The sequence below is a fragment of the Methylobacillus draconifructus genome (genome assembly GCF_045984385.1).
GTDB classification, from domain to species: domain Bacteria; phylum Pseudomonadota; class Gammaproteobacteria; order Burkholderiales; family Methylophilaceae; genus Methylobacillus; species Methylobacillus flagellatus_A.
In genome coordinates, this window is the sequence record NZ_JBJQIJ010000006.1 from 124,334 (window position 1) to 137,912 (window position 13,579).

At 52.1% G+C, this 13,579-nt stretch carries 9 protein-coding genes; 2 read left to right on the forward strand and 7 right to left on the reverse strand.

What is annotated here, in order from left to right; translation table 11 throughout:
• Positions 1–201 precede the first annotated feature (201 nt).
• Complete coding sequence (locus ACKF11_RS13375; protein ID WP_407997466.1) at positions 202–1,761, reverse strand: AAA family ATPase; 1,560 nt, start codon at positions 1,759–1,761, stop codon at positions 202–204.
• Between the two features lie 129 nt (positions 1,762–1,890).
• On the opposite strand from ACKF11_RS13375, the gene ACKF11_RS13380 reads away from it, so the two are divergent.
• Both ACKF11_RS13380 and ACKF11_RS13385 read left to right on the forward strand, forming a co-directional pair.
• The gene (locus ACKF11_RS13380) at positions 1,891–2,541 is read left to right on the forward strand and encodes an ankyrin repeat domain-containing protein (protein WP_407997467.1); all 651 of its coding nucleotides are present in this window, start codon (positions 1,891–1,893) and stop codon (positions 2,539–2,541) included.
• Between the two features lie 39 nt (positions 2,542–2,580).
• A complete protein-coding gene (locus tag ACKF11_RS13385; protein ID WP_407997468.1) occupies positions 2,581–2,952 on the forward strand; it encodes an ankyrin repeat domain-containing protein in 372 nt (123 codons plus the stop codon).
• On the opposite strand, the gene tmk is transcribed toward ACKF11_RS13385, so the two are convergent.
• From tmk to ACKF11_RS13415, 6 genes are all read right to left on the reverse strand, one after another.
• Entirely contained in the window at positions 2,949–3,575 is a 627-nt protein-coding gene (tmk, locus tag ACKF11_RS13390; protein WP_407997469.1) for a dTMP kinase, read from the reverse strand. The genes ACKF11_RS13385 and tmk overlap by 4 nt on opposite strands.
• Before the next feature lie 10 nt (positions 3,576–3,585).
• Complete coding sequence (locus tag ACKF11_RS13395) at positions 3,586–4,785, reverse strand: hypothetical protein (RefSeq protein ID WP_407997470.1); 1,200 nt, start codon at positions 4,783–4,785, stop codon at positions 3,586–3,588.
• A gap of 13 nt (positions 4,786–4,798) precedes the next feature.
• Entirely contained in the window at positions 4,799–5,446 is a 648-nt protein-coding gene (locus tag ACKF11_RS13400; RefSeq protein WP_407997471.1) for a deoxynucleotide monophosphate kinase family protein, read from the reverse strand.
• Positions 5,443–7,530, reverse strand: a complete 2,088-nt coding sequence (locus ACKF11_RS13405) for a DNA topoisomerase 3 (protein WP_407997472.1) — start codon at positions 7,528–7,530, stop codon at positions 5,443–5,445. Before ACKF11_RS13405 ends, ACKF11_RS13400 begins: the two co-directional genes overlap by 4 nt.
• Positions 7,530–8,222, reverse strand: a complete 693-nt coding sequence (locus tag ACKF11_RS13410) for a hypothetical protein (protein ID WP_407997473.1) — start codon at positions 8,220–8,222, stop codon at positions 7,530–7,532. Before ACKF11_RS13410 ends, ACKF11_RS13405 begins: the two co-directional genes overlap by 1 nt.
• Positions 8,223–8,552: 330 nt before the next feature.
• On the reverse strand, positions 8,553–13,520 hold the full coding sequence (locus tag ACKF11_RS13415) for a strawberry notch C-terminal domain-containing protein (RefSeq protein ID WP_407997474.1): 4,968 nt from the start codon (positions 13,518–13,520) through the stop codon (positions 8,553–8,555).
• Positions 13,521–13,579 lie beyond the last annotated feature (59 nt).

Here is a 13,579-nt window from a genome sequence, read left to right on the forward strand (position 1 = left end):
AGCATAGGTTCGTCCAATTTCAAGGTTCGCCAAAAACTACAATTGAAAAATGTAGGCAAGAATTTAAATATCTATCGCTAAAAGTGAAATTTGTAGACTAAAAATGAAATCTTGATTGGTAAGAAATGAAATAGCTGGTGGGAGGCATAAAAAAGGGGCTCACTAGGAGCCCCAATACGCACTGCTTGCGTTCAGAGTTTGTTAGGGCGCGATCCTGCCGGGGCGTTCAGTCTTCTTGCTCGAGTAGCTATCACGCCTGTTGGCATTCACGAAGGCGTGGGAGATATCCTGAGCTTCCTGCTTTGTATACCTGCCATTTTCGTAGATGACCTTGCAGATCTTCGAAGTGTAGTCACCATCGATATAAAGCGGCTTGCCGGTGCTATCCTTCACCGCCCACTCTGGCATGGCCAATTTGAGCCTGGAGCCAAAATCAGACATCGCCAGGCAGCGCGTTGGTGCGTCAAGGTTAGCCAGCACCTTGCCAAACCTGCCAATGACTTCATCCAGGTTGTTGCCTTTCTCTTCGCTGATGAAGGAAGATGCGTGCGCAGAAAGACAGAATGCAACTTGATAGCCAAAATCTTGGGAAGCACTGTCAATGCCATCGTTATAGCGGTTCTTGAACAGGTCCTCATTGAACTTGCCATCACGAATCGCTTCTTTCACGATAGGCTCAGCACCAGTCATCATGGCGTAAACGTAATTGGCCACCTTGGTAGCAGCGTGCTTACCGACATACGCTTCCGACAGCTTGATGATGTGACCCAGGGAGAAGCCACTTTTTGCCACTTCTTCCAGCGCATCTGTGCTGCCAGCAGCCTGTAATGCTGCCGTGACCAGCCCACTGCCATTGATACGGTTGCGGTACACGCGCAGCTCATTGATCAGCTTTTCCCAAGTACGAGGGCAGGGGAATGGCGTGCGCAGGCCGTTAACGCTGCTACGGTGCTCACTATCCGTGGGCAGCAGGAACAGGGAGCGGTCTTGCATCAGGAAACTGCAAATGCCAGCGTCACCGATGGAGTCAGTGTGCTTTGCGTTAATGCGATCCACGAAATCTGGCACCGTGTCTTCAACGTAGAAATGGCCAATACGCGCGGTCATCGGGTCAGACAAAGGGGAAACATCAGAGTTATCCAGGGCGCCCAGGTTGGCCGTCAGTGCAACGTAGGCATTACCCAGGGACATCATCTGGAAACGACCTTCCAGCGCAATGGAAAGGGCACTGTTCTGCACCATGGGGGCAGCATTAGCAAAGTCATCCAGCAAAAGTACGCTCGCAGTCGCTTCAGGAATAATGGCCAATTGGTACAGAGGCAATTTATTCATGTATTTCACTGGGGAGTTGGTGCCCAACTGATCAGCAATGGGGATGCCGCCGATGATGATGTTGGAGATCTCGCCACTCATTTCCAGGGTGGTTACCAGAAGATCGTTAGGGTCAGGCCTGTATGGGGGGACTGGATCCAGTACGAACTTCATGCCGGTCATCTTGGCAATTTCCTTGGCTGCAGCGCGAACCACAGAAGTCTTGCCCACGCCCGGGGTGCCATGCAAGCAGACGTTTTCTACGTAAACAGAGCCTTCAGGCATCATATTCGCTTTGAAGCGCTGTTTGTAAGCCAGCTCGAAACGCTTGGCCATTTCAGGATTTTTTGCGGAGTCCCTGAACCGGTACAAAAGGCGTTCAATCAAATAATCCATCATGTCATTGGATGACATTTGCGGATACGGAACCTTATCCCCCATGACGCTCATAACTGTCCTTTCAATAATCGTTTTGACGATACCACATGTGCAACATTATATCACTTAAGGAGGGCGCCCTCAAAACGTAATATCTCTTATGTGATACAATATAAGCATATTTTTAGATATGGCAGAATCATGGCAATCACCAAGGACGATTTCATCCGGGCAAACAACGGCGACATGCGCGAATTGTTCCAGGAGGCCATTCAATCTGTAATGAACTTGGATATTGATGAGTTTGCGAACATCCTCACCGAGCTCGATCAAGAGCAAAGATACCTGGTATCAATTTGCGTAGGTAAGGATCGCAATGCTCTGGTGCATCGTTTCAGCTCTGGCGCGGTACCCAACTCCGAAGATTATATGGATGTCCTGGTGCAGGCAGGCTGCCAGGAGTGCTTCAGCATGCCCAATGGTGATCGCAATCTGCCGCTGGCTATTGCAATCTCATCCAATGTTGCTGAAGTGATTCCAACCATCATTGCAAACATGAAGGATACCCACGTGTATCTGAACGGTGAAGGTGATACCGCCTTCACCTTGGCGATCAACAGCAACCAAATGGATCTCCTGCCCATCTTGATGGATAACAACATGGATCCATTCATGAAGAGTAAATCGGGCAAGACACCGGATATGCTCATTTTCGAAAAGCACGGTGAAGAGGAAATGCGCACCTGGGTGGCCATGACAGCATGCGTGCTAGCAACCGCGGCGCCTGAGGTTGTCCTGGTCGATGATACGTCCACCAGCAAGTCCGAAGCACTGCGCCGGCGCTCACTGTAAGATTTTGACCCGGCGTTCAAATCTGCCTACACTGATTCCATGGACCAATCCCAGATACCTGCCAATGATGAGTTGTTTGCAGCGGTAAATGCCGGGGATGTCGCACGCGTAAAACTGGCACTCAAGCAGGTAGCCTCACCGGATTGCACCAATGAAAACGGTGCCACCCCTTTGATGGTGGCCAATCAACTGCATCACCATGAAATCATCTGCACCCTCATTGCTGCAGGGGCGTCCATATCCGCCCGAGACCTTGATGGGCACGATATTGATGACTATTTCAGGGGCAAGGCCGGGACAAGCGTAAAGGTTTTGTCGGCCGAAGAGGTCATTGCTATCCTGGCGGCGTCCTTGAACAAGGATATCACCGACCAGGTAGAGGGTGAGCAGTCGGGTAAGAAGAGAATTTAAGCCCGCATTGCAGGCTTCTTGCGCGCCAGAAACAATTTCACGGCAGCTTCAACATCCTTTGCCACTGCCTCGATTGGCTGGTGGGAATCAATCACCACGACACGTTCAGGATTTCGTTCTGCTAGCGACAGGTAGGCATTACGTACGCGCGTGAAGAAGTCCAGACTTTCTTTTTCGAAGCGGTCAGCAACACGGCTCCCTTGCATGCGCTCCAGGCACACCGATTCTGGGACATCAAATAGCAAGGTTAAGTCTGGCTGCAAATCGCCCTGGGCAATCTTGCTCAGCGTGAAGATCGTGTCTTCAGGGACGCCTCGGCCGCCATGCTGGTAGGCATAGGTGGAATCAAAGAAGCGGTCGGAAACCACCGCATCCCCGCGGGAAAGCGCAGGCGATATTACTTCTTCTATGTGTTGCTTCCTGGCAGCACATATCAGCATAGTTTCAGTGACTGGATCCATGTCATCTTTAAGCAGCATGGCTCTCAATGCCTCAGAAACCGGAGTACCACCAGGCTCGCGGGTTGATACCACAGCGTGCCCCAAGCCTTCCAGCAAACCAGTGATTGCTGGAATTTGAGAAGACTTGCCAGATCCGTCCTGGCCTTCAAGGGTAATGAACATCGCGGTCCTTTTAAGCTGCAACCAGGTCTTTTTGGTATACCAGATGGCGAATACAGGATGCCATCAGGTCGTTCTTGGTGACCTTGCGCTTGGCCGCCACCTCTTCGAACATTTTGAAGGCTTTCATTGTGATGCGCGGTGTGCAAGGCTCGGTCTGGGTGTTGATCCCTTTCCAGTCAGTATTGGCGACTTCCACCAGCATGGCATCCTCACGGGTGACCAGCCGGGAGATCAAATCACCATTGCTGAGTTTACTGAGGTGACTGTAACGCGCACGCAGCGCATTCATCAAGCCGATTTCGGTGACCAGCATGACTTGTTTGGAGTCTTTGCGCTTTGCTTCACGGAGCTCACCGCGCTTCAGGATTCTTTCACGGCGAATTTCCTTCAGTACCATGGCTGGCGTCAAGAAGGGATCCTTTACATAAGTGACGCCATCAAATACATGGTACTCAATATCCAGCACCGCCAGCATATACGCTGTGCCATGGGCATGCAGCTTGGTAGCGCCCAGATCCTTGAGAAGGCTTTCCAGGTTCACCACTTGGAAACTACCCTTGGGGCAGCTAGTGTGGGCTTTCAGGGCAATACTGGTGATAGGGCCGAATCCTGCTTCCTGCTCAGCCAGGTAGATCATCTTGGTGATACTGGTGATGATCTGATGCACACGTTGCTTGGTGAGCTTGAACGCTACACCCAACTCATCCAGGGTCTTATCCCTGTCGAGGCCAATGCCGTATCGCTGGATACACATCTGACCACGCTCGCCGAGGGCGCCAAATATCTTCAACAAGTGCTCATCCAGAGGCAGTTTCTTGCCAGAGACCAGAATTCTCTTGATGGTGGTCATGGTGTTCAAGTTGCTGCGCACACCAACATTGAACGTGATCACGGAATCGCCGCTTGGTGTCTTGGCGGTCAGGCTGTTATGGATACTGGTGTAATTCTTGAAGTCCCTGGTAAGGAAGGTGCCGGGCAAATCATCGTTCATCTGGTTGATGGATTCCAGGATCTCAGGCTGCTCAAGCTCTACATGCTGCCAGATTTGCGCGATGCGCACCCTGATAGATTGAGCACTGAGGCCAAGGCTTTCACCAATGAGCTTCATGGACTTGTTCTGGATATAGCGCTGGCGGACGATGTCATCCAGATGAAGATTCTTCTGGCGCAGGGCATTCGCTATATTGTTGAGGATATCGTTAATTTGCATGTTTACTCCTAACCTATGGCTTCATGGCGAAGCCATGGCGAGGCGCCACCATACCAATGCTTTGTGCAAGCTTTATGGCAGTTGCCTCGAGTTCTTGAATTGAGCCGTTGTTATCCAGCTCGGTGTCATGGTGGTGAACGGGAAGTGCAGCTTCAATCTTGTGGTCATTCACCTTGGCCACATCGCGATGCACGTGGATCAGGAATCCATCATTGCCGCGGATAAAGTCGGCTTCATTTTGGGAGCGCACGCCAGATATCAGCACAATCCCCTGTGGCAGGTGGCTAATACGCTTGGCCGTCATCTTGATGAAGTAAATGGGATCCTTCGCGCGCCGGTGGTCTCCCCAGTATTGCAATACCTGCCTGGGTGAAAGCTCTTCATTGTCATGGTGACCCTTGATGGCCAACAGCTTCCTGAAGGCAAGGTCATGGCATCCAGTCGGGCGCATCAGCCGTGTTGGGGCATCCTTAGTATGCACGCTACGCAGCACATCCTGTGTCCTTAAGCGATACGCCTGCTGAACCTCATCATAGATGGCATCCGAGAACGCCACCGATGGCACGCTGAACTGTTGCTGCAGCATGGCAATCAGGGTGTCCTTCCCCGACCTGGCTGGTCCGTGGAAACCAATCAATCTGAAGCCGTCCAGTTTCTTCATGCTGTCTTTCCTTGCGTTGCGGTTGAACGGCTGCCTTTTGTTGCCGTCCTGGAATAGCTGCTCTTGCTGGTGGTACCTCGTTTGGCGTTGGCACCAACAATCTGCTCGGTGTGCTTGCAATTGGGGTAACCAGTGCAGCCGAGGAATTTGTTGCCTGCGTTTTTCCCTTGCTTAGCCAGCATCTCGCGCATTGGTTTGCCGCACTTGGGGCAGTCCTTTACCGGTTTTGTCCGGGCAATTTCACTTTTGGTACTGGTGATATTGATGGTCAGGGTCTTGGCTTGCTCCACCAGCTTGGTCAGCGACTTTGACTGCATGCCAATAAAGTGGTCGATCGTCATGGTGCCGGCCTCGATACTGCGCAGTGCGTTTTCCCAAAGCGCGGTCATGCCCGGATCTTTGATGATGTTGGGGATCGCCAGAATCAGGTCACGCCCGGTCTTGGTATCCTTGATGAACTTCTTGTCCATCACCATGAATTCACGCTTGAACAGCGTATTGATGATGCTGGCACGCGTGGCCTCAGTCCCAATGCCATCGTTTTCCTTGAGACGCTTTTTGATCTCAGGGTCGGTGACTTCCTTGTGCACATTGGTCATCGCGTCTAGCAATGTGCCTTCTGTATGGTATTTCGGTGGTTCTGTTTGCTTCAGTTTGGCTTCAACATCCAGCGCCTTGGCATTTTCACCAGGTGTAATCTGGGGGAGGGTCGATTCATCGTCATCAGCCTTGGCCTTTTGAGCCAGGACATCACGCCAGCCTTGCTGGAGCTCAACGCGGCCAGAAGCTGTGAATACATCAATGCCAGCCTGGTGCGGGTAGTTGACCACCACGGAAGTCTTGTCATAGACGAAATCCGGGAAGAACTGAGCAATATATTGCTTGCACACCAGCTCGTAGATCGAGCGCTGGGCTTGCGACAGCACCGCCAGGTTTGCAGGCTTCAATGTCGGCACGATCGCGTGATGGGCGGTGACCTTTTTGTCATTGAAGATTCTGGATTTCTGCGCGCTGTTGGCTTTCTGTGCCTCAGGGAAATTAGCTGCCAGATGGGCAAGAATGTTGCTCGCATCGTTATGATGGGAATCCGGCAAGTATTCGCAATCAGTACGCGGGTATGAAAGCAGGGCCAGGCTGGGATCATAGAGCTCCTGGCATACATCCAGCACTTGCTGGGCGCCATAACCAAAGCGACGGTTGGCCAGGATCGTGAGGGCAGACAGGCTGAAACCCAGGGGAGGGCCTTCCTTCTTACGCTCAGTCTTGCATTCTGCAATCGTGCCCACGGCACCCTTGACGCGGTTGACCAGCAAGTCAGCCAGCTGCTTGGTGGCCACACGGCCCTCAGCATCAACACCAGGCAGGCTGTCATCCACCTTGTACCTGGCGACAAATTCTCCCTGGGCCACTTTGATCTGGGCGCTGATGGAGAAGTAGTCCTGAGGCTTGAAGTTCTCAATCTCCATACAGCGCTTGACCACCAGCGCAAGCGTTGGGGTCTGCACGCGGCCAATGGATATCAAACCACGGAAACCGGATTTTTGGGCTGCCAGCGTATAGGAAGGGGACAGGTTCATGCCCACCAGCCAATCAGCACGCTGCCTGGCCATGGCCGCATAGCCCATGGGTAGATACCCAGAATTGTCCTTGATGGATGCCAGCGCGCGCTTGACTGAGGTTTCATCATTGGCAGACAGCCATAGACGCCTTACGGGCAACCTGCATTTCAGATCTGTCAGCAACTCATCAACGATCAGCTGACCTTCTCGGTCCGGGTCGCCGGCATGAATCACCTCAGTGGCACCCTTGAGCAGACCCTGAATCACTCTTACCTGCGCCTTGGCAGTGTCCTTGAGCAGGACTTTCCAATCTGTTGGAAGCAAGGGTAGGTATGAGAAGGAAAATCCCTTCTGGCCTCCGTTGTAATACCCTGGAGGCGCCAATTCATAAAAATGACCAGCGCAATAGGTAATCACATCACCACTAGAGTGTTCGATATACCCTTGCTTGGAGATAGCTTTGCCGCCCATGAACTGAGCAATGGCGCGGGCAACGGATGGCTTTTCAGCAATATATACGCGCATTAGCCAGCCTTATGCTCTTCATCTTCAAGGAAATCGCCCGAGCATTCACACATCGCCAGGACATTGTTGATCGCCACTTTGCGCTCATCATTGAATTGCTCGGTCTTCAATATGACCACGGAGCGATTGGGGGACGGGGAGTAAATCTTCTCGACTGCCAAGCCCAAGCCCAGCAATCCCTTCGCGGCCTCATCAATGGCGCCATCCTTTGATGTCTCGATATTGATCACGATGCGCTTGGCATCAGATTCTTTGATCAGGCCTGCTGTTTTGGAGACAACCATGCCGCCGCGTGTAATCAGGGAATGCATGGTGGCCATGTAGATATGAGTCAGGACATTGCCAACGGCATCGGCCAGCAACGCGGCTGTGCCGGGATTGCCAAAGGATTCAGCCATGAATGCAGGGTCGGCCATGCCAGATTGGTTGAAGATCCAATCAAAGAAGTGTTCTTTGTCACCATCCACTTCGCGATGGCAGGGATTGCCGTCAAAGCAACGCGACACTTCCTCGGATACTTCTGTCGACTGAACGAGACTGGATGGGATGCCTACGCCAATGCGGATTTCGCCAAAGTAAATCCAGATGCTGAAACGGATGACCTGATTTTCGGTTCCAACCGGTACCAGGATGCTCATGGCGCCCTCGCTCAGGATGTTGACCTGGCTGCGCTTGGGGATTGGCACGCCCATGCTCCATGGCCACATGCCGATAGAGCGCTGAACGATTGGAAGGTTGGCATCACAGATTTGGCTGGCTACTGCATTAAACAGGCCTTCCCGCCATTGCTTAACGGCCTGGAGGGGTAGGCCACCTTCCGCGCTATGCAAATTCACAACATTTGATGGTGATGTCAAAACAATCATCCTTAATAAGTATGCTTATTTTATACCACATGAGCGATTTGTAATCAAGGAAGTTATTTTGGAGTAAGCAGCTTGATTGCTTGTGATTAAAGGGTTGTAGGCTTATCAAAGGATATAAAAAAAACACCCTGAGGTTGTCAGGGTGTTTGATGTTGACTACATGGAGACTCGGAATGATGCGCGCCGAGCTTGAACCTGATTGAAGACATTCATGATCAAGTCTTTGTCCTTGTAGGGAGCAAAGAAGGTGTCGTTGTTTTCATAGATCTCATCCAGGAATTCCTTCAGGTTGGTTGGATCCAGATCAATAATCACCGTGCCTTCGCGCTGACCCTTGGTCAACTTGAATTGCTTTGCCTTGATCTCAGGGATGGAACTTGCATCGATGAACTGGATGGAGTCCCTGGACTTAGGCAACCTGATTTGCAGCTTGCCGTTACCAAAGTACAGATTCAGGTCTGAACTAGATGGCTGCGATTTTGGCGAGTTATGCAGCGCCATGGGTTGATTCTGATTAATATGGTTGCACACGTGCTCAAACGCAACATCACGATCGATGGCAAATGGCGTTTCCATGTTCACAAAGTAGCAATCTCCAGGCATCACAACACCACGCAAGCGTTCGCCATGCTCATTGGTGTAAATGGTGCTGGTGCCCCTGTTCTGGTCTACAGACCAGGCACAAGCTGCAAAAATATTGCCGTCCAGTATGATGTCGCGCATCTTGGTCGTAGGAGCCTGCTCTGAGATCAATTGCAGCACCTCAGCATTGTTGGTCCTCACATTGAACGCCTTATCTTTGATCATGGGATACAAAGACATGGTTTCACGACCTTCACCTGGAATCAGCAACTTGATACGGTACTGGCCAAGCTTGTCCTCCTTGCCAGGCTCGGGCAGCTCGACATCCAGGATGACACCTTGGCTGACACCATTACGAAGCGATGTAAAGTCCACCACATTGCCCGGCACCAGCGAAGTTGCCCACTTAGCAATGAAGTCCAATCGTGCTTTAGCTGCATACACGCTGCTGTCCGCATTGGACAAAGCAGCTTCAAGGGTGGGGTACTGCCTCTTGATCCATGCCTTGTCCAGTATCTCATCACGGGACTGCTCCATGGCGTCGACCAGGGACCTCAGGTAATCAACCGGATTGTTCTGGTCGAACCTGATCAGGATGTTTTCCTTGCACATCGTTTTGACCTGCTCTGGTGAGAGCGGGTCAAGCTTCATGTTCCATTCCAGGTTGGTCATATAGACTGGGCGATCGAATACGGAACCTGTATTGAATACGGGTGTATAGATTTCCTCGCGGTCCACAATCTTGCCCTTGACGTCCATTTCATGGGACTTGAATGGATTGATACCCTTGGAGTCCAGGTAAGCAATTTCATTGCGATAGGCTTCACCAATTTGCTCGTAGATATCGCGTTGCTCACGCACATACAGCATGCCCAGACGGCCAGTCAGTTGGTCGACATAGAACGTGTTGCTCTTCTTCTTGGCAACCTCTTCATCCAGCACAGCAAGATCGATTGCCAAGCGTTTGGCGATATCCTGATTATTCATCAGGAAGTGCAAGCACACGACATTGCCCACCTTGTTCAGGATATCGAGATCCTCATCAATGACGGAGTTGTCACGGTTTGATGTCGTGTTGGCCGACATATGGCGCAGCTTGGAATTCTGCATCGAGATAATGCGGGATTCAGCAGGCAAACCGGAGTTCACGGTCCTGATGATCGGCGCACAAACCTGGCCTGTGCGGTTAGGGCGACCCAGCATCTGCATGCGGGTGGCCACATTGTTGGCTACCTGCAGCTCAATCATTTCGCGCTGGCGCTGATCAGCAAACTTAGCACTGGCGTGCAAGCTAATGCCTGTCGAGCCAGAGGTCGTGAGCACGATCGCATCCATTGCACCGGAGTTGAAGGCACTGATCATGCGGTTCTTGTTGCCCTGCCTTACCCTGGAGATAACCTGGGTACCATCATTACGAATCACCATGCCAATAGTGCGGCCGGAGATTTCACCACAGCTGTAACCGTTTTCTTCCAGGCGCTGCTTGATGTAGTCGACCGGGGAAATGTAGATGTCAGGGAAAGCGTCAATCTTGAGCTCAATCGATTTGCGAAGACGCTCAATGGCTTCGTTTTCCAGCTTTTCAACGCGCTTGTCTGTACCAGACTTGCGGACCACGACAATCGCATCCAGCATTTTTGCCAGCACATTGCGGAAGGTAAGGGGTACATGCAGGATATTTTCATCCTTTTCCTGCGTGCCTAGCAGGTCACTGCCTTCATCTTCAATGTCATTCAGCGCATTGTAGAAGTCCGCCATATCCTCAGACTCATCCTGGCCAGCCTCAGCTTCTTGGATGAACAAGGTTTCATCAGTCACATCGGCTGCATCCTTCTGCGCCTTGATGCTATCCCTGAGTTGGGCTTCAAAGGTGTTTTCCAGGGCAATGATGGGCTTCCTGCCTTCTTCCAGCGACTTTAATGCCAGCTCGACGGTGTAATCCACCTTGATGGCCAGGAAGAATTGGCGCATGGCCTGGTACATCCGGCTACCCATGTTGGAAGCAAACCAACCATGCTCGCGCATGTTGATCTTCTCGCGCGTCTCACCCTTCACCACAGGCTTGGCAGCCTGGATGCGATAGAATTGCTCAGCTATCAGCTTGTTGCGGTCATTCAGGATATCACCCACGGCACCGCTCAGCATGCCCATGCCTTCCAAGATTTCTGCCAGCTGGTCAGCAAATTTCTCATTACGTGCCTGGTAGACCGTATCCAGGGCATCTTCAAATTTGAGCTTGGAGAGATCATGCTCGCGGCGAATCATGACAGCATCTTCTGCCAGCATCGATGAGAACACCTCTGCCAGCGGCTCGCCACCTCGACTCAGGATCTCGGGAATTGTCGCCGGCGACACGGAAGGCGGCATGACCTTGGAGTAAATCCTGAAGTTCTTGGAATCCTTGGCAAAGGTGGCCGAGGAATACACCACGCCCTTGACCTCACGCAGGCTACGCAGCATGTTGAAGCCAATATTGGAATCACCGGCAGCCGCATGCGACTCATCCATGATCATGAAGGCGCCATTGGAGAAATCCTTCAGGAACTGGGCCTTGGGATCACCATTCTTCCTGTTGTCTTTATTGAACTGGCTATAGGTCGCCATCAACAAGTTGTCGCCATCCGGCAGGCGGCCAGACTGGATAACTTCAAGCGCTTCTTCCTTCTTGGTGCCACGACGCACGCGCTTGTTCTCTACGATCAGCGGCACGCCCTGATTCAACACGAACGGCTTGATCAGGTGTTCTGAGTGAATATCGATGATGTCACGATAGAAATCACTGAACAGCGTGTCGGAAATCGACATGAATACCGTGGGCATATTGTTCAGGACGGCATAGCGAGCCATTGCCGCCAGCACGCGTCCCTTACCCAGACCGGTCTGATCTGCCTCAATGAAGCCTTTGTCATTCTTGTGCGCTGCAATGCCCATGGCAATGGCATCAATCTGCTCTGGGCTGAAGCATTCTTCCAGCTCAGCGAATGGCATATCCAGCTCTTTGGCAACAAACTCATCCACCGCGCCATGCTCAGCCTCAATGCGTGCCAGTGCTTCACGGATAGGGCCCACCAGGTTACGCGGGATCATGGTTGTGGCCATGCCGATCCTGGAGGCAGGGACATAAGGCGCCTGGTAACCATTTTCTTCCAGGGCAGGCTTTTCGCTCAGGCGCTGTTGCTCGGACACAAATTCATCTGCCCACTTCCACAGCGACTGGTAGTCATAAATGACGCGGGTGGAATCAAATTGAATGTTCTCAGTCTGGCCAGCATTACCAACCACCACCATGTAGCGGTTATTGGCACTGCCGCCACGGCCGAACAGGCTGCCGTCGAGCTCGACATAACCTTCGATCTGGAAGCGAGCGGAGATCCAGCTCATTAGCACCTTGGTATCTTGATCAAGCTCACCACTGCTATCGCCAGCCTTCAGCATGAAGACGCTCTTACCTACACGATCCCGGGAGCTCATGTAGCGCATCACCTTCAGGTGGTCACCACGTTGCACTCTAGTACCCAGGCTTAGCACCTGCTCATCCAGAGGCTCGGAAGGGAAGTTGGCTAGCATGATGCTATGCGCTACAGCATCAGTTTCAGCACCCGCCAGCGAGTCCAGATAGATATTGGGGCGTATGGCATTGCCAGTTTCATCAGGATCATCCAGCGTGATCACGCGGATGTTCTCGCCAATTGAAGACAACAGGGAGCCGTTGCCTACTACTGGGCTAAACACCACGGAATCTTCACCAATGCCAGCAAGGCGCTGTGCAACAACGCCCACAGGCAGCGGGGTGATCAGCTCTGCCAGCTCAGGAGACAAAGGCGGCAGGCCTTCGTGGAGCTTCAATGCCAGGTTGAAGGAATTACGGCCGGCATCATGGAATTCGGTATACATCTTCCTGCCCAGGGCGTGGTTAATCGCCACGTGCAGGGAGGAAAGCTTGATCTCAATCTCTTCGGGCTTGCCGTCAAAGATGTGCCCGGCAAAGTTGTCGATGTCTTCCTCACGGAACACCTCGCCGCGGGATATGGCCATGACCAACGCATCAGCGCACTCTGCCAGATCTTCAGCATCGATGGCACGCAGGAAGATGGAAGGTCGCATGGACGCTTCCGACATATTCACTACCTTGCCTTCGCCAGTCTTAATGAAGCGGCCATCTGCGCCGTTGAACACTTCTTGGCCCAAATGATTCGTACCGATAGGAGTTGCAGTGTTGATGGCAATATTGGCTTGGACTTCCTCTACAGTCGCTTCGCGATTCTTGGGTCGCAAAATACGGTAGATATCGGATTCAGGCATTTCCTTGACGCGGAATTGCTTGAACACATCCTTGAGCTCATTGGCTGTAATTTGGTGGTCATTGCGGATCCACAGGCCGTTTTTCTTCTTGAAGCCAAGGCGCGCGGACGCGGCCGGGAATTTGTCACCACCCAGGAGCACCAATCTCCAATCGCCCGAGGGCAGCTTGGTACTGATCAGGCGCAGGCCATACATGGAAAGATCTGGCCAACGAAGGGTACGTACTGGAGGGTTTTGCATGAAGCAGTTCCTTGCGAGTGGTTTTCCAAGGCATCCTGGAATCAAGACACCTGGGAAAA

Coding starts and splice junctions, on each gene's coding strand:
- ACKF11_RS13405 (WP_407997472.1), bottom strand. CDS start 7,530: ATGCGCGTATATATTGCTGAAAAGCCATCCGTTGCCCGCGCCATTGCT.
- ACKF11_RS13400 (WP_407997471.1), bottom strand. CDS start 5,446: ATGAAGAAACTGGACGGCTTCAGATTGATTGGTTTCCACGGACCAGCC.
- ACKF11_RS13385 (WP_407997468.1), top strand. CDS start 2,581: ATGGACCAATCCCAGATACCTGCCAATGATGAGTTGTTTGCAGCGGTA.
- ACKF11_RS13415 (WP_407997474.1), bottom strand. CDS start 13,520: ATGCAAAACCCTCCAGTACGTACCCTTCGTTGGCCAGATCTTTCCATG.
- tmk (WP_407997469.1), bottom strand. CDS start 3,575: ATGTTCATTACCCTTGAAGGCCAGGACGGATCTGGCAAGTCTTCTCAA.
- ACKF11_RS13375 (WP_407997466.1), bottom strand. CDS start 1,761: ATGAGCGTCATGGGGGATAAGGTTCCGTATCCGCAAATGTCATCCAAT.
- ACKF11_RS13395 (WP_407997470.1), bottom strand. CDS start 4,785: ATGCAAATTAACGATATCCTCAACAATATAGCGAATGCCCTGCGCCAG.
- ACKF11_RS13410 (WP_407997473.1), bottom strand. CDS start 8,222: ATGGGCGTGCCAATCCCCAAGCGCAGCCAGGTCAACATCCTGAGCGAG.
- ACKF11_RS13380 (WP_407997467.1), top strand. CDS start 1,891: ATGGCAATCACCAAGGACGATTTCATCCGGGCAAACAACGGCGACATG.